The organism is Hoeflea sp. Naph1 (assembly GCF_046837775.1).
GTDB lineage: Bacteria > Pseudomonadota > Alphaproteobacteria > Rhizobiales > Rhizobiaceae > Hoeflea.
In genome coordinates, this window is sequence record NZ_CP177286.1 from 4,233,401 (window position 1) to 4,255,851 (window position 22,451).

Consider the following 22,451-nt stretch of genomic DNA (forward strand, 5'->3'; position numbering starts at 1 on the left):
GAGAGCAACCCGAGCCCCTCTCTGAAAGATTCCCCATGACCGCCTTTTCCATTCTCGATCTCTGTCCCATTGTTGAAGGCGGCACAGCCGGCGAAGCACTCGCCGGTACCCGGCTGATGGCCAAGCAGGCCGAAGATTCCGGCTTCACCCGTTTCTGGCTTGCCGAACATCACGGCATGCAGGGAATCGCCAGCGCCGCCACCGCGTTGGTCATTGCCGAGGCTGGCCATGCCACTAGCCACATCCGCATCGGCTCCGGTGGCGTCATGCTGCCCAATCATTCGCCGCTGGTCATCGCCGAGCAGTTCGGAACCCTGGAGGCGCTGTTTCCCGGTCGGGTCGATCTTGGTCTCGGCCGGGCGCCTGGAACCGACATGAACACGGCGCGCGCGCTGCGTCGCAATCTTGAAGCCGGCGCGCAATCCTTCCCCGACGATATTCTCGAACTTCAGCATTATCTCGGCGACCCCGTCGAAGGCCATCTGATCGCCATCCCCGGCGCTGGCTCGCATGTGCCGCTGTGGATTCTCGGATCCAGCATTTACAGCGCCCATCTGGCCGCAGCACTGGGGCTGCCCTATGCTTTCGCCTCGCATTTCGCGCCCGACATGCTGGGCGAAGCGCTCGACATCTACCGGTCCAAATTCACCCCGTCTGCGCAACTCGATACGCCTTATGTGATGGCGGCTGTGATGGGGGTGATGGCCGACACCGATGATGAGGCACGCTATCTGTTCACCACCTTGCAGCAGACCTTCGTCAACATGCGCCGCAATGCCCGTGGCAAGATGCCCGGACCGATCGACACCATGGACGGGTTCTGGACAGACATGGAAAAGACCGCCGTCGAACACACGCTACGCTACTCGGTTGTCGGTGGTCCGGAAACCGCGACCCGCAAGATGCGAGACTTCATCAAGGCCACCAATGCCGACGAGATCATGATCTCGATGCCGATCCATTCATCCCAGGCACGGCTGAAATCGGTCGAGCTGTTCGGCACGATGCGGCAGGCGCTCTGATACAAAGAAGCCGCCGGCCCTTGGGACCGGCGGCTTGATAGTCCGGATATAGATATGATCAGGCCGAAAGCTTGGCCATCACCTCGTCGGAAACTTCAAAGTTGGCGTAGACGTTCTGGACATCGTCGTCATCGTCCAGCGTGGCAATAAGACGAAGCACCGATTCCGCCTTATCTTCATCGACCGGTGTGGAGGTCTGTGGCTTCCACACCGCCTTGATTGACTGTGCCTCGCCCAGCGCTTCTTCAAGCGCACTGGAAACCTCGCCAATATCCTCGAATGCGCAGATGATGGCGTGCTCGTCCTCGCCGCTGCTCACGTCCTCGGCGCCCGCCATGATCGCGGCTTCCATGATCGCATCGGCGTCGCCGGCTTCCGGCGGATAGATGATTTCGCCGACGCGCGTAAACATGAAGCCCACCGAGCCGGTTTCGCCAAGCGCGCCACCGGATTTGGCAAACGCCGCACGCACATTCGACGCGGTACGGTTGCGGTTGTCGGTCAACGCCTCAACGATCACGGCCACACCGGCAGGACCGTAGCCCTCGTAACGGACTTCCTCGTAATTCTCGCTGTCGCTGCCCGAGGCCTTGTTGACGGCCCGCTGGATATTGTCCTTGGGCATCGATTGCGACTTGGCGTTCTGGATCGCCAGCCGCAGCCGGGCGTTCATCGCCGGGTCCGGCGCACCCATCTTTGCGGCAACGGTGATTTCGCGTGCGAGTTTGGAAAACATCTTCGATCGGACAGCATCTTGCCGCCCTTTTCTGTGCATGATGTTCTTGAATTGTGAATGGCCGGCCATGACGCCCCTGATTATTGTGCTGTACTTAGGATCGCCGCCTTATAAATCCCTTGCCCTGTTTCGTCCAGAAGGTTCGGACATGCATAAGACAATCATCCCTCGACTGCCCCTGACCGGCGGCTGCCAGTGTGGCGCCGTCCGCTACAGTGCGCAGGCGCACCCATTGGTGTTTTACCTTTGCCACTGCAGCGAATGCCAACGCCAGACATCATCGGCCTTTGGCGAGAGCCTGCGTTTCATCCGCTCCGCGGTGGAGATCAGCGGTTCGCTTCGCTGCGTGCGCCGCAAAAGCAGTTCCGGAAACATCCGCGAAGGCTGGTTCTGCCCGGACTGCGGCGTTCGCATCTGGCACGGCACCGCAGGATCTGCGGAAATCAACATCAAGGCAGGCACCCTTGATGACACCTCATGGCTTATCCCAGCCGGCCATATCTGGACCCGCTCGAAGCAGTCTTTCATCACCATCCGCGTCGGGGAACTCGATTATCCGGGACAGCCAAGCGACGGCTACGCCGAACTCAAGCGACATTGGAACCTGATGACACTCGCCGAGTGAACATGACGCCGGGTGCATTCCGGATCCTGCCCAAAAACGCGGACGGCCAAACCGCAGCCTTTACCTCTGCCGCCAACGCGCTACATTTATCGTCACCCGAAAAGTCTACCGCGGAGCCTCGCATGCCCCGGATGATATCTTTTCTGCTGGCCTGCATTTGGATCGCCTTGCCGGTCCACGCCCAAGCGCAGCAACAAGCTCAACCGTTCAGCCAATGCATGGCTGTGGCCCAGGCCTTGCCCGGCGCCAGCTATGCCAACCTGACACCTGCAGATCCCGCTGCAAGCTTCACGCCGGCTGCGTTCGGTGACGACGAGGTCGAGATCCAGTTCGCCGGCCATTCCACCTATGTCATCACCACCCCGTCGGGTGTCACCATTGCCACCGATTACAATGGATGGTCGGGCAAGGTCGCGGTCCCACGCGTCGTGACCATGAACAAGGCGCATTCCTCGCATTTCACACTGGCCCCGGACGAGCGGATTGAGCATGTGCTGCGCGGCTGGAATTTCGACCGCAGTCCGGCCGATCATGATGTTGTCGTCGATGATGTCTATATCCGCAATGTCACCACCGACATCCGCAATTTTGGCGCGGTCGAACAAGATGGCAATTCGATTTTCATCTTCGAAGTCGCGGACCTGTGCATCGGTCATCTCGGCCATCTGCACCATCCACTCGAAGACAGCCATTTTGCACAGATCGGCCGGCTCGATATCGTCATGGTGCCAGTTGATGGTGGCCTGACGCTGAGCCACGGGGCGATGACCGGCATTGCCAAACGCCTGCAATCCTCGATCCTGCTGCCGATGCACCGCCGTGGGGCGCCGCTGTCACATTTCATCGACATGATGGGCGATGCTTTCGTGACCAACTATGTCGGCAGTGACAGCGTCACCGTGTCTGCCCGCACCCTGCCGCGTCGCCCAACAATTCTTGTCCTCAAGGGAATCTGATCATGCTGCGCCGCGCGTTTCTGAGCTGCATAGCGACCTTTGCCCTTGTGACGATGGCGCCATCGACGCTGCTCGCGGCCGGCGAAAGCCAGCGCGAGCAATTGTTTGCGGCACTCAAGAACGCGAAAAACGAAGCCGAAGGACGCGCGGCCGAAAACGCCATCTGGCGCTGGTGGCTGAACCAGGCGCCAACGCTTGCTGTCCGCGACGCCATCGATCTGGGCATGGAACGGCGTGAAAGTTATGATTTTGAAGCCGCCGAGGCAGCCTTCGACATCGCCATCCGCGATGCGCCCACCTATGCCGAGGGCTGGAGCCAGCGCGCCTTTGTCCGGTTCCTGCGCGACAATATCGACGGATCGCTATCTGATCTCGAAAAGGCGGTGGAACTCGATCCCGATCATTTCGGCGCCTGGTCGGGCATGTATCACGTACTCATGCGCATGGGCCGCACCGGGGTCGCCTACTCGGCGCTGGCACGCGCCGTCCAAATCCATCCATGGCTCAAGGAGCGCGGACTGTTGCCGCCCGATCCGGATGCCAAACGGCCACTGATCAAAGGCACGCAACAAGAACTCTGACGAAGACGAACCAACGCCCGTCGGTCAGTTCCAGAAATCCGGCATTGTCTCGCTCAGACGCGGGCCGATCCGCAGCGGCGCGATCTTCTCGGCCAGGCCTGTGCGGTCGGAGATCTCCACCGCCACGCCACAGATCGTTGCCGGACCAGAGGCCACTTCAAAGCGGCCTTTCGGAATCCGGGTCAGGAACCGGTTGATCGGTTCTTCCGTCTCCATGCCGATCGACGAATCATAATCGCCGCACATGCCGGCATCCGACATATAGGCGGTGCCGCCATTGAGAATCTGCGCATCAGCGGTAGGCACATGGGTGTGGGTGCCGACAACGAAACTGGCCCGTCCGTCGATAAAATGCGCAAAGCACAGCTTCTCGCTGGTCGCTTCGGCATGAAAATCAAACACCACCGCATCAGCCTGCTCGCCCAGCGGACAGGCCGAAAGAATGGATTCGCCGGTCGAGAAAGGGTCATCGAGATCCGGGTGCATGAACACCCGCCCCATCACATTTGCGACCAGCACGCGGGCGCCGTTGCGGGCAATGTAGAGATTGGATCCCCTGCCGGGCGTCCCTGCGGGATAATTGGCCGGACGCAGAAAACGTTCCTGCCGGTCGGCATAGACAAGCGCCTCGCGTTGATCCCAGACATGATTGCCCGTCGTCACCACATCGGCGCCGGCGTTGAGCGTTTCGAGAAAAATCTCTTCGGTAATGCCGAAGCCGCCAGCGGCGTTCTCGCCATTGACGATGACAAAATCCAGCTTGAAATCACGGATCAAGCCAGGAAGGCGGTTCCAGACCGCGGTGCGGCCGGATCGTCCGACCAAATCTCCAAGAAACAACAGGCGCATCGGTTCTCTATAGGCTTTCAGGAAATCTGCGCAAGCCTCGCTCGGTCAGCACCATGTCCAACGGCACATCATGCCCCTCAATTGGCACGGATTCAGTCGCCTGACACGAAAACGCTGCGCCGATCAGTCGCGGCCGCATGCCCTTCGCCCGCAGCCGGGCGATGGCCCGGTCGTAGTGCCCAGCACCATAGCCCAAACGGTTGCCCGCCGCATCGAATGCCGACAGCGGCATCATCAGCAAGTCCGGATCGAGAATTTCGGCCTCACGCCCCGGCCCGACGGTCTTGAACCCGGTATCGACCAGATCTCCACCACGCACAAACTCGCGAAATATGATGGTTTCGCGGTCGACCACCACCGGCAAGCAGAGCCGCGCCCCGCGCGCACGAAACCGCGCCAGCAGGGGTCGCAAATCAGGTTCGGAACGGATCGGCAGATAGCCGGCGATCACCGTGCCGGGCTCGAATTCGATGGCTTCGGCGGCATCTGCCATCGCCAGGCTCATTTCAATGCGCACGTCCGGCTTGAGCGCGTCACGGCGCGCCAGCATCGCTTTCCGAGTCTCTTGCTTGCTGTGCATTGCCCTCAACCCTCTGCCCGTTGCCGGTCGTCGTGCCGCCAATTCCGCTCGAGGTCAATCCTTTCTGCCCCATCCGCCCGGCGCAGTCGCGCCAGTCAGTATCAATTCGAGACAGCAATGACACTTCGTAAATAATGTTACCGAGATCAGATTGCGCCGCAGACGACACGGTCGCATAGACGCCACAGACCATAATCAACCAGATATTTCAGCATATTCAATTTTGGGATTTATGACCGAGGGTTCCCCACAGCTGTCCGATTCCGAACTCACTTGCCTGCACTTGGCGGCAAGGGGCAAGAGCGTGGAGGCCATTGCGAGTCATCTTGATGATTGTCCGGGCAAGATCGAAACATTGTTTGCCTCGATCCGTAAAAAACTGCTGGCCAACACCATAGTCGAAGCCATCGCCCGCGCTCTCAGGTCAGGCCTGATCGAATAGGCGCACCGGCCTAGGGTCAGTCCGTTTTTTTCCAACCTGCCGATGGTCTTCTTTCTGCGGGAAAAGTGCGATCCGCGGCAACCGATGGATTTTTTCGATCCCGGGAACCTACAACGTAGGTGGGCGCCATATGACCGGACCCACGAGTCCGGCCAGGGACAGCTCCCTTAGGATCAATTAAGGCCCCGGGGATTGTGTATCCTGTCGAGAGGCGCAGATCGCAACCCCTATATAGGGTATCCGGAGACCAACTCCAATTGCCAAATGCGCAAGTTGGGTTTTCACCCGTTCAGGTGATTGAGCGGCACTCGATATTTCCCTTAGATCGCACCACCGGAATGTGAGTTTGGTTCTCCGTTCCGGCTGCAAACCGCCTCTTTTCATTGGGGTTTGGGTATCTGCGGCACACCGGAAATCAGCCCCATTTCCGGCGGGCCGCATTCGAGCGGGTAACGCTGTTGTGAGTTTGGTGTCGGGGCGGGGGATAAATCATGAAAAAGACAGTTTCAGTTTCCGGCGCCTTGCTTCTTGCCCTGGTTCCCGCCATCAGCGGATGCAGCTCGTCAACGGGCGGCATCGCCGCACCCGCCGCTGGCGTCACGCCTGCTGGCGGCGCGCTGCCGATCAAGGCTTCAGGCAAGGCGCTGGCATTTCGCGCCAATGCCAAGAACACCGCATCAATAAATAGCTACACCAACCTGCCAACCTCGCAGCATGCGATCCTGCAGGCCAGAATTCTCGAGAAATCAAAAGCCGGCGGCATTCAGATCGCGGGCTCCGCGGACGTGGACAAGAACCCGTCCACCACCCAAGGCACCAATCCCGCGCTGGTTTCCGCCTTTTCCGCCGATACTCTGAAAAACGGCACCGCAATTGCCGGCATGAAGGACGCCAAGGGCAACATCTACTTCGAAAACGGCAATTTCGGTGACGCCCAGGCCAGTAACGAGACCGCCAGTCTTTCGTCGGTCGGGGTGTACAATATTTATGACAAAAACAGCAAGCTGGTTGATCAGATCGTCATGAAGCACGGCACCACGATCCGTTATCGAGAAGGCAAGGAAGGTGACCCTACCGCCACCTATGCTGTCGGCTATATCGGCAACAACACCACCAACATGCCCGCATCGGGAATGGCGACCTACAAGGGCTTCATGGAGAGCGGCACATCCGTCTACGACGACAATGGAACCATGCAGCAAATGGGCCTTCGTGGTGGCAAGGTGGAACTGACGGCCGATTTTGGTGCCGGCAAGGTGACTGGCGGCGTCAGCGGCGCCCAGTTCGTTACCTACAAGGGCAACAACATGGTCGTTCTCAACAAGAACATCACCGGGCTCAACATCAAAGCCGACATCACCGGTGCCGAATATACCGGAACCGCCACCCTGGTCGACGCCAACAAAAAGGCAATCGGCACCACCAGCAGCAATGAAGCAATTGGAGCATTCTTCGGAGACGGAGCGGCCGAAACCGCGGCTGCCTACCAGATCGAGGGCAAAGCCCCGATTGACGGTCAGAACCGCGACTACATCATGTCCGGCGGGATCGGCGCGGTGAAAAAATAACCGCGGTAGGCCAAGCCAATTATGACCCACGCGGATTTCCCAGCACCGGCGCGCAACCGGCGGTCAGCAAGAAAGCAATGCGGAGCGATTGCGTCATCGCTCCTCGTTGCCTTGCTGCTCGCCTCACCGGTGCACGCCAACACGCACGCACAAGACGCCTTCCAGACAGCCGAGGGCTTGGTCGCGGCCGGCGATTACCCGGCCGCGGAGCGTATTCTGACAAGACGCCGTTTCCAGGGAGTCGAAGCGATCCCGGCTGCCTACCTGCTTGCTGTTGTCTATGCGCGAACCGACCGACCGGATCAGGCTGAAGGGATTTTGCGTAAAATTCTCTCTCGGCAACCAGACATCGACGCGGTTCGCATCGAACTGGTCAAGATCCTGGCGATCCAGGGAAAACGCCAGGCGGCGGGCTATCATCTCAACCAGATAACCGACGTTGTCGATCTTTCCCGCGACCGGGATCAACTCGAACAACTTTCGCGCCGTATCGGCAGCACCGAGGGGGTTTCGGTTTCAGGCTACTTTTCCCTCGCGCCATCAACCAACGTCAACGACGGCACCACCCAATCGATCGTGATGATCGGCGGACTGCCGTTCCGGATAGCCAACAGCGCACGTCAAAAATCGGGAATGGGCTTCAAGGCCGGCGCGGTTGTGGGCTACTCTCACACGCTTACGGAAACAACCTCGCTATATGGTGCGCTTTCAGCCGGATTTTCGGATTATTCCAATGATCACTACGATCAGCAGCAAGGCGAATTCAGGGCTGGCATCCGTCATGGCGAACTCCGCTATTCGCTGCAGGCCGAAGCGATCATCGACCGCCGGTGGCAGAATCTCCAGCAGCATAGCTTGGGAATCGGTGGCCGCCTGACGGCAAGATGGAACTTTTCGCAAGGTTGGTGGGCGTCAGGTGAAATCATCCATATGAACCGGGCCTATGACGATAACGCCGGCGCCAACTCGCGGACCACGCGGGCAACAGCGTCGATAAGACGATCCTTTTCCACCAGCCTGGCGCTCACCCTCTCCGGCAGCTTCGAAAAGGAATCCGTCTCCGCACGTCCGTGGAACTCCTACGACAGCAAGTCAGGGACGGTGGGGCTCGAAACCTCTCTGGGTTTCGGCCTGCGCATGGATGCGTCGTTTACCGGAGGCAGTCGGAATTTTGAAAACCCGTTCCCCGGGCTCGGGCTCGTCCGCGAAGACAAATTCTGGGAAGTTAGAGGGTCGTTCCGCAAGGACGGATTCCAGATCGCCGGTTTTTCACCGATCATCGGCATTTTCCACAAGGCGCAAAGTAGCAACGTCGCCTTCTTCGATTATCAATCCAGTGGAACGGACCTTACTTTCACCAAGGCATTCTGAGCGCCACTCAATACATACCTCTTACACGACACATGGCGGGCTCCGCTGTAATCTGCTTGAGAGCGACACAGTCTTGTGTAAGATCGCCGCACAACAGCAGCGCACAGAGATGGTATTCAATCCATGAATGCAGTCGGAAGACCGACCCCGCTTACACAGGCGATAGAAGCTATCTATTCCTACTTCAAGGGCGAGCAGGAATTCACTGACTTCATGCAGGACCTGGAAGATTTTCTGGCTGTCGGCGAAACCGGTCATCCGGTTTTCTCAGGCGAAATCGAAATGCATTTCCAGATTGCCGCCGAACTGGCGCAGGTCATGGCACCGGCGCCCGAAGCAAAATACCGCGCGCTGGTCGAAGGGTCGGCGCTCAAGCTGGTGGTTGATCGGGCGTTTCGGATTGTCGCTCAATCCGCTGAAGCACGTCGGATTTTTGGCTACCTCGAGGGGGTTGAAATCAAGCTCGACAGGGGCCGGCAAACCATCATCTCCGATGGAGACGACGTCTGCTCCGTCGAACAGACCGACCGGATGCGGCAGCATTTCAGCGGCGCGGTCGTGGCCGGCATTGCCCTGCTTTTTGGTCAACGCGAAAAACCACAGCCGAGCAGGCGCAGCTTTATTCGCACCGAGGCTGATGGCGGGTTCGTCTCGCTGACCCGCGATGACGCGCTCGATGTCATTGTCATCACTCTGCCCGGTGTCAGTTGGAGCCGCAACATTTCTGTCATCCTCGCCGGCAGTCTCGGTTTGTCTCCGTCGGAAATCGAAGTCCTCGAACTGATGGCCAACGGCAAATCGAATGTCGAAATATCGAAGGAGCGATCCCGGTCCGTCGACACGGTGAAGAGTCAAACCCAGGCAATCTTCCGCAAGCTAGGCGTCGCATCGCGGGTGGATGCCGTCCAGGTAGTCAACGATCTTGTCAGCCTCGCGGCGCTGTCGGGCGAGCCAGCCACCCCGGTCAATTTTGAGGGACTTCCGCCCGTCAGCCTCCCCTTTGCACAGGACGGGGCGGCTTGGCGCAAGATGACGCTGGATGGTCGCGACATCAGCTATGTCCACTATCCGGTCAATCGCCGGGCAAGACAGAAGCGACCCCCGGTTCTGATGTTTCATGGGCTTTTGCAAAGTCCGGAGCTTTCACCGGCCATAAGGCACAGCCTGGGACAATCCGGATTTGAATTGTTCGGCGCCTCCAAACCAGGCTACGGTGCCAGCGATGGGCCGCCCCGGGGCAAGTCCTTCATGCAAACATGCCTGGATGATGCGCTCCACCTTTGCGACCGCCACGACGCCGACCGCTGTCTTGTCCTGGGGCATCTGTTCGGCGCCAAGGCGGCGATTGAGTTTTGCCTCGCCCACCCGCAACGCGTCTGTGGTCTGGTTCTGTGTTCGGCCTATTTTCCATTGCAGATCGCCGACCACCTGGTGCCCACCGGCGGGCTTCAGAAACTGGCCATGTCAAGCGGTATAGCCTCCTGGGCAGCGCACCGCTTCATTGCCCTGACAGCAGTTTCCTATTTGCGGTACGGCGGCTCGCATCGATATCTGTCAACACTCACCGAACACAGCAGCGGCGACCGTCAGGCAATCCGGGATCCGGAAATATACGGTCTTCTGCGCGCTGGCATCCGCCATGTAACCATCGGCGGTGCCTCGGCCTTCCTCGCCGACACATCTTCAAGCAATTCGGACTGGAGCAATCTCTTGCCGATGCTGAATCTGTCTGTGGTGGTTCTGCACGGCGATTCCGATCCGGCGGTCAATCCGCATCTGGCACGCATCGCTGCCGGCCGCATACCAGGGTGTCGCTATGAGGAAATCGAAGGCATCGGCCAGCATGTGTTGCACGCCCGCCCCGACCGGGTGATCGCGGCCCTTGAAGAAGTCGGCGCCGTGGCAAAATCCGCCGCCTGAAGGCGGGCCGCCGCATCCACGGCGTCAGCCGTTCAGTTTCTTGGCAATCTTCTCGATCTGGCCCGTCACTTCGGTCAACGCTGCAGCCAGATCCTGATCAGTTTTATCAACCTTGGTCAGCGCGTTGTCGCGGGTTTTCTTCAGGGTCTCGACCTCGGCCTCAAGACCGCGCATGCGCCGCTGCAGTTCATGCAATTCATCCATCACCATGATCCCCGCCATCACGGTGATGCGCAGATCTCCGATTTCACCGAACTGGCCCTTGAGATGCCCCACATACCGGTCAAATCGACCGGCGAGTTCGGTCAGATGCTCCTCCTGGCCTTCCTCGCAGGCCATCCGGTAGGTCTTGCTGTCGATACTAACGGTGACCTGAGCCATTCAACCTGTCCTGTTAATTCGGTAAATCGAAAGAGACCGTTGCATCAGCGGTCCAGCACTGCCCGGATGGTTTCCATCGCCGTCACCAGCCGTCGTGAAACCTCGCGATTGGCTTCCTCCAGACGGTTGGCGCGGTCCTGCGCCTGGTCAAGTTCCTGGGCTATGCGGGACCGATCGTCAATCATCCGGTCGAGTTCCGCAGCGGCCTCTGTGGAAGAGCGACTCGCTTCAACCTGCCGCTCAACATCATTGTCGAGCTGGCTCAAGGCTTTGTTTAATGCCTCAAGTGCGGATTTCACTGTTTTTTCAGTGGGCATCGTCAGCTTCCTTGGATCTGGATTACAAGCCGAATCGCTTGAATTCCGGATACTTGTGGCAACTAGTTTACCCATCAGCCGAACAAGCCGTCAACAAAACCGCACTTTCGATCCCCAGTCGTCTGCCGACAAGCCGTTTTCAGCCCTTTGTTGACTCCGCCGAAGCAACTGCTATGTGTGCGCGGCCTTCGATCCGGTCCACTAATGGGCCGGGTTGACCTGAACGCGACAAGGCGGAACAGTCATGATTTCACGCGAAAAACACGACCGGATGGCAAACGCAATCCGGTTTCTATCCATGGATGCCGTTGAGAAAGCAAAATCCGGCCATCCGGGCTTACCGATGGGTGCAGCCGACATCGCCACGGTGTTGTTCTCGCGCTACCTGACATTCGACCCTAAAAAACCTAACTGGCCCGACCGCGACCGCTTCGTGCTGTCTGCCGGCCACGGCTCGATGCTGCTCTATTCCCTGCTCTATCTGCTCGGCTATGATGACATCTCGCTTGAGGACATCAAGAATTTCCGTCAACTTGGCTCTCCCACAGCCGGTCACCCGGAATATGGGCACGCTGCCGGTATCGAGACCACCACCGGTCCGCTCGGCCAGGGCCTCGGCAACGCCGTCGGCATGGCCATAGCCGAACGCAAGCTCGCTACCGAGTATGGCGCAGAGCTGGTCGATCACCATACCTATGTGCTCGCCGGTGACGGCTGCCTGATGGAAGGTATCAGCCAGGAAGCGATCTCGCTTGCGGGCCATCTCAAGCTAAGCAAACTGATCGTGTTCTGGGACAACAACTCGATTTCCATTGACGGCCCGGTCTCGCTGACCGATTCCACCGATCAGTTGGCGCGGTTTGCAGCCTCTGGCTGGAACACACTGGATATCGACGGCCATGACCCGGACGCCATTGCCCAGGCGATTGAAGCCGCACAGGCTTCGGACAAACCAACGCTGATTGCCGCCAAGACCGTCATTGGTTTCGGTGCGCCCAACAAGGCAGGCACCAGCGGCGCCCACGGCTCACCGCTCGGCGACAAGGAAATTGCAGGTGCCCGCGCAGCCCTCGGCTGGGAAGAAGAACCCTTCGTCGTGCCGTCGGACATTCTCGACGCCTGGCGGCTGGCTGGCCTGCGGTCGGTAAAGGACCGCAAGGCCTGGGAAGCGCGTCTCGCTGCAACTGAAAACGATACCCGCATGACCTTCGAGCGGCGCATGAGCGGCGATCTGCCGGGCGGTTTTGAGCCGGCAATGACTGCCTACAAGCAGAAGCTGACCGAAGATCTGCCGAAGGTGGCCACCCGCAAGGCCTCGGAAATGGCGCTGGAAATCATCAATGGCGTGATTCCGGAAACCTTGGGAGGCTCAGCCGATCTCACCGGGTCCAACAACACCCGCACCAGCCAGACCAAGGCAATTACGCCGGACGATTTCTCCGGGCGTTACATTCATTACGGCATCCGCGAACACGGCATGGCCGCCATGATGAACGGCATTGCCTTGCATGGTGGGTTGATTCCCTACTCCGGCGGGTTCCTGATCTTCTCGGACTACTGCCGACCCTCGATCCGTCTGGCAGCGTTGATGGGCATCCGTGTGATCCACGTGCTGACCCATGATTCCATTGGGCTGGGCGAAGATGGCCCGACCCACCAGCCGGTCGAACACATGGCTGCGTTGCGAGCCATCCCCAACCTGCTGATGTTCCGCCCTGCCGATGCGGTGGAAACCGCGGAATGCTGGCAGATTGCCCTGGAGCAGCAAAAGCGCCCCAGCGGCATCGCCCTGACCCGGCAAAACCTGCCGACGGTGCGAACCGACTTCACCGAGGAAAATCTTTCCGCTTACGGGGCCTACGACCTTGTCTCGGCCGGCGATGCGGAAGTGACGATCTTCGCCTCCGGCTCCGAAATCGAGATCGCTCTCGAAGCGCGCGAGATGCTTGAGGCAAATGGTCATACCACCCGTGTCGTTTCGGTCCCTTGCTTTGAGTTGTTCGAAGAGCAATCTAGGGAGTATAAGAACGCGGTAATCGGAGATTCGAAGGTCAAGATCGCCATCGAGGCCGGCATCCGCCAGGGTTGGGACCGTTTCATCGGATCCGACGGCCTGTTCATTGGCATGACCGGCTTCGGAGCCTCCGGACCCTACAAGGAGCTCTACGAGCATTTCGGCATCACCGCCAAGGCTGCAGTGACTGCGGTCGAAGCGCGCCTACACGAAGACAAGGCCTGATCCCGACTAGGACAGGCCTCCTCAGACCCAGGACGGAGGAATAGGATGAAGACCAGGATCGCCATCAACGGATTTGGCCGGATCGGCCGCAATGTGGTTCGCGCCATTTTTGAATCGGGCCGCAAGGACATCGATATCGTGGCCATCAACGACCTCGGTCCGGTTGAAACCAACGCCCACCTGATGCGCTACGATTCGGTTCACGGCCGTTTCCCGCATGAGGTTACGGTTGACGGCGACAAGATTTCGGTGGGCTCGGAGAGCTTCAAGGTCTTCGCCGAACGCGATCCGGCAAATCTGCCCTGGGGCGATCTCAACATCGACATCGTGATGGAGTGCACCGGCATCTTCACCGCGCGCGACAAAGCCGCGCTGCATTTGAAAGCCGGCGCCAAGCGGGTTCTCGTGTCGGCTCCGGCCGCTGGCGCCGACAAGACCATTGTCTATGGCGTCAACCACGACGTTCTGACCAAGGACGACATCGTCGTTTCCAACGCCTCGTGCACCACCAACTGCCTATCACCGGTGGCCAAGGTGCTCAACGATGCCATCGGCATCGAACACGGCATCATGACGACGATCCATTCCTACACCGGTGACCAGCCGACCCTTGATACCATGCACAAGGATCTCTACCGCGGTCGCGCTGCAGCAATGTCGATGATCCCGACCTCGACTGGTGCAGCCAAGGCCATCGGCCTGGTGCTGCCCGAGCTCGACGGCAAGCTTGATGGCTCGTCGATTCGCGTACCGACCCCGAACGTCTCTGTCGTCGACCTCAAGTTCGTGGCCAAACGCGCCACCACGATCGAGGAAGTCAACGGCTTCATTCGTGCGGCAGCAGCCGAAGGCCCGCTCAAGGGCATCCTCGGCTACACCGAGGAAAAGCTGGTGTCGATCGACTTCAACCACGATCCGCGGTCCTCGATCTTCCACGCTGACCAGACCAAGGTAATGGACGGAACGCTGGTGTCGATCCTGACTTGGTATGACAATGAATGGGGCTTTTCTAACCGCATGGGCGACACCGCCGTCGCCATGGCAAAGCTGATCTAGCCCACGATTCGCGGCACCATTGCCGCAGCTTCGATCTGACGACAGCACCGCCACCGTTTGTTTCGAACGGTGGCGGTGCTGATTCCGGCCCACAATGCGTGCGGAAACCGGACACCGGCTTGTTTTCTCTGCCTCGGCCCTACTCTCACCCAGATTTTCGTTAAATTTCCGTCTTTTGGCGTTCGAAGCATTGCTCCGCAGGCTGGCTCATTTCATATTCTTCGATAGCTCCGCAATCGGCGGGCCGGTCAAGGCAACCAGGATTAGGGAAGACGGTTGGACGCATTCTACATTGTAACGTTGGCGTCGACGGCGCTTGTCTTGATCGCGGCATTTTCAAGCCTTCTGGCTGAACGTTTCGGGGCCCCCTTGCTGTTGCTGTTCCTGCTGATCGGGCTGGTGGCCGGCGTCGATGGGTTGGGCATCGATTTTTCCAACAATTCTGTTGCCTACATGCTGGGTTCCATCGCCTTGGCGATCATCCTGTTTGACTCAGGCTACGGAACCTCGATGCAGTCCTTCAGGCAGGCCTCCGTTCCCGCCATCACACTGGCGACGTTTGGCGTGCTGTTAACCGCCATCATGTTTGGTGTCGCCGCCCGCTTCCTGCTCGATTTTTCCTGGTTGGAGGGGCTGCTATTGGGCTCCATCGTCGCGTCAACCGACGCAGCGGCAGTGTTCTTCCTGCTTCGCACCGGCGGCATCAACATTCGCGACCGGGTCCGCTCGACGCTGGAAGTCGAATCCGGCACCAACGATCCGATGGCGATCTTCCTCACCGCTGCGCTGGTCAGCATCATGGCCAACAACCAGGGGCTGGAGGATATCGGCCTTGAACTGGTTATCCTGTTCGTCAAGCAGATCGGCGGCGGCCTGCTGCTCGGCCTCGGCGGCGGCATTCTCATTGTCCAGATCATCCGCCGGGTTCCCGTTGAGCGCGGGCTCGCCCCGATCTTCGTACTGGCGCTAGCTCTGCTGGTCTTTGCCTACACCTCGGCCATCGGCGGCAGTGGTTTCCTGGCTGTCTATGTTGCAGGAATTTATGCCGGCAACAAAAAGATGCAGGCCAGGACATCGATCGTCCGCTTTCAGGAAGGCATGACCTGGCTGGCGCAGATCATCATGTTCCTCGTGCTCGGACTGCTGGCGACGCCCTCGCAATTCCCGCAGATCGCCCTTCCCGCCATCGCACTGGCGATCTTCCTGGTATTCATTGCCCGACCACTGGCCGTGTGGCTGTGCCTGCTTCCCTTCGACTACACCCAGCGCGAGACCGGGTTTGTCGCCTGGGTCGGCTTGCGTGGCGCGGTTTCGATCCTGCTGGCAATCCTGCCGATTCTCGGCAACCTCGAGAATGGACAGCTCTATTTCAACACCACCTTCATCGTCGTGATGGTTTCACTTGCCATCCAGGGGTGGACCGTCAAGCCGATTGCCCGCCGCCTCGGTCAGATCGTTCCGCCGCAGATCGGCGCGATAGACAAGCTCGAACTTGACCTTCCAGGCACGGCCAACCACGAATTGCTGGTCTACCGGGTGGTGGCCGACAGCCCGGTGTTGCGCGGCGAGCGGATTCCCCGCTGGGCCCGGCCCTCGCTCGTCATCCGCGACGGAAAATCCATGCGCTATCAGTATGCCGGTCGTTTGCGTGAGAACGATCAGGTCTATCTCTTCATCGCACCGGGCTATTCACGCCTTCTCGACCGGCTGTTCGCTTCCAAGGTCGCGGTTAGCGAAAACGACAATGAATTCTTCGGAACCTTTACCATTGCTCCCTCCAGAACCGGGGAGGAGCTTGATGCTGCCTATGGCCCCGGCCTGCTCAGCAAGGCCGAGAAATCGATGACCATTGCTGAGCTGATGGAACAGCGACTAGGCGGCAAGCTCGATTATGCCGACCGGGTAAAAATCGGCCGCATCGTGCTGATCGTTCGCCAGACCGACGAGCATGGTCACGCCACCATGATCGGGGTCTCCCTCGAACCGGTCGCCCCCGCAACCCGCCTCCCGCTGTTTCTCAACCTGCGGGAAATCATCCACGCGATACGCGAATACGCCCGCAAGCGTCGGGGCGGGAAGCAATAATGCAGGGCAAGGGCGCCAACATATCGCCCCTGCCTTGCACCACACCGCGAGCGGTGTAAGGTCCGCCCCGAAATTCCGCGGCACAGCTACTTGACGAATGGAACAATCAATGACGGCTTTCAAAACCCTCGATGATCTCACGAACCTCGCCGGCAAGCGGGTTCTTCTGCGCGTCGATCTCAATGTCCCGGTCAAGGACGGCAAGGTGACCGACACCACTCGCGTCGAACGTGTCGCACCGACCATCATGGAACTATCCGGCAAAGGCGCGCGGGTGATCCTGCTCGCCCATTTTGGTCGTCCGAAGGGCAAAGTGGTTCCGTCCATGTCGCTCGAATCAATCGCCGGCGTGGTAGAGAACGTACTTGATCACCGTGTCCATTTTGCCGCCGACTGCATTGGTGAGATAGCCGGGAAGGCAGTCGACGCAATGGTCGATGGCGATATCCTGCTGCTCGAAAACACCCGGTTCCATGAAGGCGAAGAATCCAATGATCCGGACTTCGCCGCGGCGCTGGCCAGGAACGGCGACATCTTCGTCAATGATGCCTTTTCCGCCGCCCACCGCGCCCATGCGTCGACCGAAGGCTTGGCGCATCACCTGCCCGCCTATGCCGGACGCACCATGCAGGCTGAATTGACCGCGCTGGAACAGGGGCTCGGCAACCCTGTCCGTCCCGTGGTTGCCATTGTCGGCGGCGCCAAGGTTTCCACCAAGATCGACCTGCTCAAGAACCTGGTGAAAAGGGTCGATGCATTGGTCATTGGTGGTGGCATGGCCAACACGTTCCTCGCCGCGCGCGGCATCAATGTCGGCAAATCGCTGTGCGAGCATGACCTTGCATCGACTGCCCGGGAAATCGAGACCGAAGCGAAAGTTGCCGGCTGCGCGCTGGTTTTGCCGGTTGACGGCGTCGTTGCACGGGAATTCAAGGCCGGCGCCGACAACGAAACCGTTGATGTCGACGCCATCCCCGCCGATGCCATGATGCTGGACGTCGGGCCAAAATCCATTGAAGCCATCAATGCCTGGATCACCAAGGCCGACACGCTGGTCTGGAATGGCCCGCTCGGCGCCTTCGAGATTCCGCCCTTCGATGCAGCCACGGTATCCGCAGCCCAACATGCAGCCCGCCGCACGGAAGAAGGCCTGCTGGTCTCAGTGGCCGGTGGCGGCGACACCGTCTCTGCTCTCAATCACGCAGGCGTGGCTGAAGATTTCACCTATGTTTCCACAGCCGGCGGCGCATTCCTGGAGTGGATGGAGGGCAAGCCCCTACCCGGCATTGACGTGCTCAAGGTCTGAAAGCGGCAGCCTTTCTCCTCAAGGAACTGAATGTGGTTAAGCACGGTTCGAAAACACTTGTGTTTTCAATCGATTAAAAGAGTTTCAATCGATTCGAACAGCCTCTGGCCTATTCTCTGTCGACAGCAACATCTGCTAAGCAGCCCCGAAGATTTAGATGAAGGGATACGGCATGATGAATCCGACCATGGCGCAACAGATGACTGAGAAGGACGGCTTTATCGCCGCGCTCGACCAATCGGGTGGATCCACACCCAAGGCACTGAAACTCTACGGCGTAGCAGAAGACAGCTACTCCAACGACGAGGAGATGTTCGCGCTGATCCACGCCATGCGCGCCCGCATCATCAAGTCGCCTGCCTTCACCGGAGAAAAGGTGATCGGCGCGATCCTGTTCGAACGCACCATGGATGGTGAAATCGACGGTATTGCCACCGCCGATTATCTTTGGGACAAGCGCGGGATTGTACCGTTTCTGAAAGTCGACAAGGGCTTGATGTCCGAAGACAACGGCGTGCAACTGATGAAGCCGATGGGCGGTCTCGATGCGCTTCTTGAACGGGCGATCACCAAGAATATCTTCGGCACCAAGATGCGCTCGGTCGTCAATGCCGCCAACAAGGCCGGGATCGAGGCAATCGTTGCCCAGCAATTCGAAATCGGCAAGCAGATCCTCGGCCACGGCCTGATGCCGATCCTCGAACCGGAGGTCAACATCAAGATCGCCGACAAGGCTGAAGCGGAAGAACTGCTGCTGGATGCAATCCGCCTGCACCTCGACACCGTTCCCACGGGGCAGCAGGTGATGCTGAAACTGTCGCTGCCGACAAAGGCCAATCTCTACAAGCCGCTGGTCGACGATCCGCGCGTCATGCGCGTTGTTGCCCTGTCGGGCGGCTATTCCCGCGATGAGGCCAACCGCCTGCTCAGCGCCAATGAAGGGGTAATCGCCTCGTTCTCCCGCGCGCTGACCGAAGGGCTGTCGCAAGACCAGACAGATGCCGAATTCGACGCGATGCTGGCCGCCACGATCGACAGCATCTTCCAAGCCTCCCGCGCTGCCTGATCGGCACCCGCTTCATTCGAAACATCGAACCACCCGGAAGCGACAGTTTCCGGGTGGTTTTTTTGTGATTACCGACCTTGGAAATAGTTCAACTCGGAACAAAAATCCGCTAAGCCCGGTTCATGAACACTGTTACCGCAAGTCTCTTGAGTTGGCTTTTACTGCCCGTGGCCCTGATCAAGGGCCTGGGCGTGCGTAAAACAGCCCCCCGCCTGCCGCCCCCGCCAGGATTGCCCCGCGGCCAGATAGGCGAGGGTCCGGCTGAGATCCGGCTGCTGGTCATCGGTGATTCATCCGCCGCCGGCGTCGGTGCGGTTGAAATCGATCAGACGCTGGGCCCGCAGCTATCCGCCCTGCTGCATCAGGCAACCGGCAAGCCGGTGTCGTGGCGCACAGCCGGCGCCAATTCGGCCATCGCTGAACAGATCCGCGATCATGTCGTCCCCAACATCGAGGAGCGCGATTTCACCCATGTGGTGCTGACCGTCGGCACCAATGACGCCAAGAACTACGTTACCCGCGCCCGCTTCAAGAAGGGGTTTGGCGGACTTTTATACGCCTCCCACGCGCGCTGGCCGGAAGCAAAGATCTTCTGGTCACCGGTGGTCGACATGCGCGGCGTTCCGGCGCTACCGCCCGCGCTGGCCTTCATCTTGTCCTTGCGTGTACAGATCATCAACACGGTGGGCGCCCAGCTCTGCGGGGAGCGCTACGCCACCGCTGTCGAACCGCTGCCGATCGAAGGGCCCGAGGGCTTCGCCGTCGATGGATTTCACGCCAATGCGGCAGGTTACCAGCATTGGGCGGCACATTTGGCCCGCATCATGCTGGGCGAAGCACCAGCGCCATCATCATCGCGGCGATCAGAATAATCGCGATTTTCCAGACATCGCCGCGCTTTCGCAGACCCGGAAGCCCGAAGGGTTTGATCAGGTGCAGGACCATGGCCACCAGAACCAGAACAAGCAGAATTTTCACAGCCATGTAACGCGTCCCTTTTTTGCCAATCAGCCATACACCGGTCATGATTGGGGGCAAAGACCTGTGTCATCCTGATTCGAGCCCGAAGCCAAATCTGACGGCCATTCTCCTCCAGCTTCCCGGAACATCATGCGCAGCAATATTCTTCCCGTCCTGTCCTTGCTGTTGGGCACCGCCTTCCTGTTGGCTGGCAATGGTCTGCACGGCCTGCTGCTGCCGATGCGCGGCAGCGCCGAAGGATTCTCGCCAACATCGCTCGGCCTGCTCGGCACGTCCTGGGCGACCGGCTTTGTGCTCGGCTGCATTTTTTCCCAACGGCTGGTACGCCGAATCGGCCATGTCCGAGCTTTTTCGGCGTTTTCGGCGATGATCGCCATCATCGCACTGCTCACCGGCTTGCTGGTCGATCCGATCATCTGGATTGTGTTGCGGGTGGTCACCGGTTTCGCCATTGCCGCCTCGTTCATGATCATCGAGAGCTGGCTCAACGAGCGCGCCACCAACGAAACCCGTGGCTTGATTTTCTCGCTCTACATGACCGTCACCTACATCGCCATCGTCGCGGGGCAGATGAGCATCGTTCTGGGGGATATCTCGCAAACCACTTTCTTTATCATCGCCGGCATTCTGTATTGCCTGGCGCTGTTGCCGACGGCGATGTCCACCGCATCAAGCCCGGCGCCGCTGAAGGAAGTGAAGCTTGATCTGAAAATGATCTACCGCAATTCACCGGTATCGTTTGTCGCCATGCTGCTGATCGGTATTGCCAATGGCGCCTTCGGCACGCTAGCGCCAGTTTTCGGCGCCGATGTCGGGCTTTCCACCATCACCATCGCCACCATGATGTCGATCACCATCTTCTCCGGCGCAGTCATGCAGTTGCCTGCCGGGCGGATGTCCGACCGGATCGACCGCCGCTATGTGCTGGCCGGTCTGGCGGCCGTCGCCGGATTGTCAGGACTGGCCATCGTGGTTGTGATGCCGTCGGATATTGGCGTCCTGTTCGGCCTGATCTCGCTCTATGGCGCGATGTCCTACACGCTCTATTCGATCATCGTGGCCCATGCCAACGACTACGCCGCCAACGACCAGTTCGTCACCGTGTCAGGCGGGCTGTTGCTGCTCTATGGCGTCGGCACCATTGTCGGCCCGCTGATCAGCGGCGTGGCGATGGCCTACAGCCCGTATCTGCTGTTTGCCGTGACAGCCGTGGCCCATCTGGGCGTCGCCGGTTACGCAATCATCCGCAGCCGTATCCGTGCAGCGATCCCGGCCGACGAGCGCGAAAACTTCGCCTCGATCCCGTCGGCGCGCGCCGCCACACCGGAATCGATCAACCTCGATCCGCGCGCATCCACCACGGAGAACTGAGCCGGTTGATCATCAACTGACGTCGAGCACGATCTTGCCGATATGATCGCCATCCTCCATGCGCTGGTGCGCAGCGGCGGCCTGGTCGAGCGGGAAGATTGAATCCATCACCGGCAGCACCTTGCGGTCACTCAACAGCGGCCACACCTGCCGGTGCAACTCGTCGGCAATCAAGGCCTTGAAGGCAATATCGCGTGCCCGCAGTGTCGACCCGGTATGCGTCAGCCGCTTCATCATCAACAGCGAGAAATCGGCCTCCGCCATCCGCCCCTTGAGAAACGCGATCTGTACGATCCGTCCCTCAACGGCGGCGGCCTGGTAGTTGCGGTTGATGTATTCGCCGCCGACCATGTCAAGAATCAGATCGGCGCCCTTGCCATCGGTCGCCTGCTTGACCGCAGCCACGAAATCTTCCTCCCGGTAATTGATGGCAAGGTCGGCGCCCAGATCCCGCATGGCAGCACATTTGGCTTCGGAGCCGGCGGTGGCCAGCACCTTGGCGCCAAATGCCTTGGCAAGCTGGATTGCCGTTGTGCCGATACCCGAGGTGCCGCCATGCACCAGAAAGGTCTCGCCTGCTCTCAGACCGCCGCGCTGGAAAACATTGTGCCAGACCGTAAAGAAGGTTTCCGGAATAGCCGCTGCTTCCACCATGGTCAGCCCCCTGGGCGCTGGCAGGGCGTTAGTCTCGTTGACGGTACAGAATTCAGCATAGCCGCCGCCCGCCACCAGCGCGCAGACCTGGTCGCCTTGCTTGAAGCGGGTAACGCCCGCTCCGACATCTGCCACCTCGCCGGCAATCTCCAGCCCGGGAATGTCGGAAGCCCCCTTTGGAGGCGGATAGGCCCCCTGCCGCTGCAGGCAATCGGGGCGGTTGACCCCGGCTGCGGCCACCTTGACCAGCAATTCTCCTGCGCCAGGCACCGGCCGATCACGCGTCGTCAGGGTCAGCACTTTGGGGCCACCGGGTTCCCGGATCTCAATTGCACGCATCAATTC

General features: G+C 59.6%; 22 protein-coding genes and 1 other RNA gene. 15 read left to right on the top strand and 8 right to left on the bottom strand.

Features of this window, described 5'->3' with window-relative positions:
- Nucleotides 1–35: 35 nt before the first annotated feature.
- Nucleotides 36–1,022 carry an LLM class flavin-dependent oxidoreductase gene (locus tag ACK6D9_RS20360; RefSeq protein ID WP_412049885.1) on the top strand — a complete coding sequence of 329 codons (987 nt, stop codon included), beginning with the start codon at nt 36–38 and terminating at the stop codon, nt 1,020–1,022.
- 58 nt (nt 1,023–1,080) lie between these two features.
- Here the strand turns inward: ACK6D9_RS20360 and ACK6D9_RS20365 are convergent, their stop codons facing one another.
- Nucleotides 1,081–1,827, bottom strand: coding sequence for a YebC/PmpR family DNA-binding transcriptional regulator (locus ACK6D9_RS20365; protein ID WP_267653797.1), 747 nt, complete (start codon nt 1,825–1,827; stop codon nt 1,081–1,083).
- Here ACK6D9_RS20365 and ACK6D9_RS20370 point away from each other — a divergent pair.
- The 3 genes from ACK6D9_RS20370 (at nt 1,826) to ACK6D9_RS20380 (ending at nt 3,920) form a co-directional block, all read left to right on the top strand.
- Nucleotides 1,826–2,383, top strand: coding sequence for a GFA family protein (locus tag ACK6D9_RS20370; protein WP_412049886.1), 558 nt, complete (start codon nt 1,826–1,828; stop codon nt 2,381–2,383). The two genes, ACK6D9_RS20365 and ACK6D9_RS20370, sit on opposite strands and share 2 nt — an antisense overlap.
- A gap of 122 nt (nt 2,384–2,505) precedes the next feature.
- The gene (locus tag ACK6D9_RS20375; protein ID WP_412049887.1) at nt 2,506–3,339 is read left to right on the top strand and encodes an MBL fold metallo-hydrolase; all 834 of its coding nucleotides are present in this window, start codon (nt 2,506–2,508) and stop codon (nt 3,337–3,339) included.
- A 2-nt stretch (nt 3,340–3,341) separates the two neighbouring features.
- Entirely contained in the window at nt 3,342–3,920 is a 579-nt protein-coding gene (locus ACK6D9_RS20380; RefSeq protein ID WP_412049888.1) for a tetratricopeptide repeat protein, read from the top strand.
- Between the two features lie 24 nt (nt 3,921–3,944).
- Here the strand turns inward: ACK6D9_RS20380 and ACK6D9_RS20385 are convergent, their stop codons facing one another.
- Nucleotides 3,945–4,769, bottom strand: a complete 825-nt coding sequence (locus tag ACK6D9_RS20385) for a TIGR00282 family metallophosphoesterase (protein ID WP_412049889.1) — start codon at nt 4,767–4,769, stop codon at nt 3,945–3,947.
- A gap of 7 nt (nt 4,770–4,776) precedes the next feature.
- Nucleotides 4,777–5,358, bottom strand: coding sequence for a 5-formyltetrahydrofolate cyclo-ligase (locus ACK6D9_RS20390; RefSeq protein ID WP_412049890.1), 582 nt, complete (start codon nt 5,356–5,358; stop codon nt 4,777–4,779).
- 223 nt (nt 5,359–5,581) lie between these two features.
- Between ACK6D9_RS20390 and ACK6D9_RS20395 the strand changes: the two genes are divergently transcribed.
- A complete protein-coding gene (locus ACK6D9_RS20395) occupies nt 5,582–5,791 on the top strand; it encodes a LuxR C-terminal-related transcriptional regulator (protein WP_412049891.1) in 210 nt (69 codons plus the stop codon).
- A gap of 65 nt (nt 5,792–5,856) precedes the next feature.
- Here the strand turns inward: ACK6D9_RS20395 and ssrS are convergent.
- Nucleotides 5,857–6,014, bottom strand: a non-coding RNA gene (gene ssrS, locus ACK6D9_RS20400) — 6S RNA.
- Nucleotides 6,015–6,282: 268 nt separating this feature from the next.
- On the opposite strand from ssrS, the gene ACK6D9_RS20405 reads away from it, so the two are divergent.
- The 3 genes from ACK6D9_RS20405 to ACK6D9_RS20415 all read left to right on the top strand — a co-directional run bounded on the left by ACK6D9_RS20405 (nt 6,283) and on the right by ACK6D9_RS20415 (nt 10,650).
- Complete coding sequence (locus ACK6D9_RS20405; protein WP_412049892.1) at nt 6,283–7,359, top strand: transferrin-binding protein-like solute binding protein; 1,077 nt, start codon at nt 6,283–6,285, stop codon at nt 7,357–7,359.
- Between the two features lie 21 nt (nt 7,360–7,380).
- Nucleotides 7,381–8,730, top strand: a complete 1,350-nt coding sequence (locus tag ACK6D9_RS20410) for a surface lipoprotein assembly modifier (protein WP_412049893.1) — start codon at nt 7,381–7,383, stop codon at nt 8,728–8,730.
- A 123-nt stretch (nt 8,731–8,853) separates the two neighbouring features.
- Nucleotides 8,854–10,650: an alpha/beta fold hydrolase gene (locus ACK6D9_RS20415; RefSeq protein WP_412049894.1), complete on the top strand. Its 1,797-nt coding sequence runs from the start codon at nt 8,854–8,856 to the stop codon at nt 10,648–10,650.
- 24 nt (nt 10,651–10,674) lie between these two features.
- Here the strand turns inward: ACK6D9_RS20415 and ACK6D9_RS20420 are convergent, their stop codons facing one another.
- Together ACK6D9_RS20420 and ACK6D9_RS20425 are read right to left on the bottom strand one after the other, a co-directional pair.
- A complete protein-coding gene (locus ACK6D9_RS20420) occupies nt 10,675–11,031 on the bottom strand; it encodes a cell division protein ZapA (protein WP_322988517.1) in 357 nt (118 codons plus the stop codon).
- Nucleotides 11,032–11,075: 44 nt separating this feature from the next.
- Nucleotides 11,076–11,348 carry a DUF4164 domain-containing protein gene (locus ACK6D9_RS20425; RefSeq protein ID WP_412049895.1) on the bottom strand — a complete coding sequence of 91 codons (273 nt, stop codon included), beginning with the start codon at nt 11,346–11,348 and terminating at the stop codon, nt 11,076–11,078.
- A 244-nt stretch (nt 11,349–11,592) separates the two neighbouring features.
- Between ACK6D9_RS20425 and tkt the strand changes: the two genes are divergently transcribed.
- From tkt to ACK6D9_RS20455, 6 genes are all read left to right on the top strand, one after another.
- Nucleotides 11,593–13,587, top strand: coding sequence for a transketolase (gene tkt, locus ACK6D9_RS20430; RefSeq protein WP_412049896.1), 1,995 nt, complete (start codon nt 11,593–11,595; stop codon nt 13,585–13,587).
- A gap of 45 nt (nt 13,588–13,632) precedes the next feature.
- Nucleotides 13,633–14,643 (top strand): type I glyceraldehyde-3-phosphate dehydrogenase, encoded by a 1,011-nt coding sequence (gap, locus tag ACK6D9_RS20435; RefSeq protein WP_412049897.1) that lies wholly within the window; start codon nt 13,633–13,635, stop codon nt 14,641–14,643.
- Between the two features lie 276 nt (nt 14,644–14,919).
- A complete protein-coding gene (locus tag ACK6D9_RS20440) occupies nt 14,920–16,728 on the top strand; it encodes a potassium/proton antiporter (RefSeq protein ID WP_322988513.1) in 1,809 nt (602 codons plus the stop codon).
- Nucleotides 16,729–16,837: 109 nt separating this feature from the next.
- Entirely contained in the window at nt 16,838–18,034 is a 1,197-nt protein-coding gene (locus tag ACK6D9_RS20445; protein ID WP_412049898.1) for a phosphoglycerate kinase, read from the top strand.
- 172 nt (nt 18,035–18,206) lie between these two features.
- Nucleotides 18,207–19,100, top strand: a complete 894-nt coding sequence (locus ACK6D9_RS20450; protein ID WP_412049899.1) for a fructose bisphosphate aldolase — start codon at nt 18,207–18,209, stop codon at nt 19,098–19,100.
- Between the two features lie 122 nt (nt 19,101–19,222).
- Nucleotides 19,223–19,972, top strand: a complete 750-nt coding sequence (locus ACK6D9_RS20455; protein WP_412049900.1) for an SGNH/GDSL hydrolase family protein — start codon at nt 19,223–19,225, stop codon at nt 19,970–19,972.
- Here ACK6D9_RS20455 and ACK6D9_RS20460 read toward each other — a convergent pair.
- A complete protein-coding gene (locus ACK6D9_RS20460; protein ID WP_322988509.1) occupies nt 19,923–20,084 on the bottom strand; it encodes a hypothetical protein in 162 nt (53 codons plus the stop codon). The two genes, ACK6D9_RS20455 and ACK6D9_RS20460, sit on opposite strands and share 50 nt — an antisense overlap.
- A gap of 126 nt (nt 20,085–20,210) precedes the next feature.
- Between ACK6D9_RS20460 and ACK6D9_RS20465 the strand changes: the two genes are divergently transcribed.
- Nucleotides 20,211–21,452: an MFS transporter gene (locus ACK6D9_RS20465; RefSeq protein WP_322988508.1), complete on the top strand. Its 1,242-nt coding sequence runs from the start codon at nt 20,211–20,213 to the stop codon at nt 21,450–21,452.
- Between the two features lie 12 nt (nt 21,453–21,464).
- Here the strand turns inward: ACK6D9_RS20465 and ACK6D9_RS20470 are convergent, their stop codons facing one another.
- Nucleotides 21,465–22,445 (bottom strand): NAD(P)H-quinone oxidoreductase, encoded by a 981-nt coding sequence (locus ACK6D9_RS20470; RefSeq protein ID WP_412049901.1) that lies wholly within the window; start codon nt 22,443–22,445, stop codon nt 21,465–21,467.
- Between the last annotated feature and the right edge of the window lie 6 nt (nt 22,446–22,451).

What these genes read in the sequence shown, in the direction of transcription:
- ACK6D9_RS20445 (WP_412049898.1), top strand. Translation starts at nt 16,838, where the DNA reads ATGACGGCTTTCAAAACCCTCGATGATCTCACGAACCTCGCCGGCAAG.
- ACK6D9_RS20415 (WP_412049894.1), top strand. Translation starts at nt 8,854, where the DNA reads ATGAATGCAGTCGGAAGACCGACCCCGCTTACACAGGCGATAGAAGCT.
- ACK6D9_RS20360 (WP_412049885.1), top strand. Translation starts at nt 36, where the DNA reads ATGACCGCCTTTTCCATTCTCGATCTCTGTCCCATTGTTGAAGGCGGC.
- ACK6D9_RS20465 (WP_322988508.1), top strand. Translation starts at nt 20,211, where the DNA reads ATGCGCAGCAATATTCTTCCCGTCCTGTCCTTGCTGTTGGGCACCGCC.
- ACK6D9_RS20420 (WP_322988517.1), bottom strand. Translation starts at nt 11,031, where the DNA reads ATGGCTCAGGTCACCGTTAGTATCGACAGCAAGACCTACCGGATGGCC.
- ACK6D9_RS20455 (WP_412049900.1), top strand. Translation starts at nt 19,223, where the DNA reads ATGAACACTGTTACCGCAAGTCTCTTGAGTTGGCTTTTACTGCCCGTG.
- ACK6D9_RS20370 (WP_412049886.1), top strand. Translation starts at nt 1,826, where the DNA reads ATGACGCCCCTGATTATTGTGCTGTACTTAGGATCGCCGCCTTATAAA.
- ACK6D9_RS20385 (WP_412049889.1), bottom strand. Translation starts at nt 4,769, where the DNA reads ATGCGCCTGTTGTTTCTTGGAGATTTGGTCGGACGATCCGGCCGCACC.
- ACK6D9_RS20365 (WP_267653797.1), bottom strand. Translation starts at nt 1,827, where the DNA reads ATGGCCGGCCATTCACAATTCAAGAACATCATGCACAGAAAAGGGCGG.
- ACK6D9_RS20460 (WP_322988509.1), bottom strand. Translation starts at nt 20,084, where the DNA reads ATGGCTGTGAAAATTCTGCTTGTTCTGGTTCTGGTGGCCATGGTCCTG.
- ACK6D9_RS20450 (WP_412049899.1), top strand. Translation starts at nt 18,207, where the DNA reads ATGATGAATCCGACCATGGCGCAACAGATGACTGAGAAGGACGGCTTT.
- ACK6D9_RS20410 (WP_412049893.1), top strand. Translation starts at nt 7,381, where the DNA reads ATGACCCACGCGGATTTCCCAGCACCGGCGCGCAACCGGCGGTCAGCA.
- ACK6D9_RS20380 (WP_412049888.1), top strand. Translation starts at nt 3,342, where the DNA reads ATGCTGCGCCGCGCGTTTCTGAGCTGCATAGCGACCTTTGCCCTTGTG.
- ACK6D9_RS20470 (WP_412049901.1), bottom strand. Translation starts at nt 22,445, where the DNA reads ATGCGTGCAATTGAGATCCGGGAACCCGGTGGCCCCAAAGTGCTGACC.
- ACK6D9_RS20375 (WP_412049887.1), top strand. Translation starts at nt 2,506, where the DNA reads ATGCCCCGGATGATATCTTTTCTGCTGGCCTGCATTTGGATCGCCTTG.
- ACK6D9_RS20395 (WP_412049891.1), top strand. Translation starts at nt 5,582, where the DNA reads ATGACCGAGGGTTCCCCACAGCTGTCCGATTCCGAACTCACTTGCCTG.
- tkt (WP_412049896.1), top strand. Translation starts at nt 11,593, where the DNA reads ATGATTTCACGCGAAAAACACGACCGGATGGCAAACGCAATCCGGTTT.
- ACK6D9_RS20405 (WP_412049892.1), top strand. Translation starts at nt 6,283, where the DNA reads ATGAAAAAGACAGTTTCAGTTTCCGGCGCCTTGCTTCTTGCCCTGGTT.
- gap (WP_412049897.1), top strand. Translation starts at nt 13,633, where the DNA reads ATGAAGACCAGGATCGCCATCAACGGATTTGGCCGGATCGGCCGCAAT.
- ACK6D9_RS20425 (WP_412049895.1), bottom strand. Translation starts at nt 11,348, where the DNA reads ATGCCCACTGAAAAAACAGTGAAATCCGCACTTGAGGCATTAAACAAA.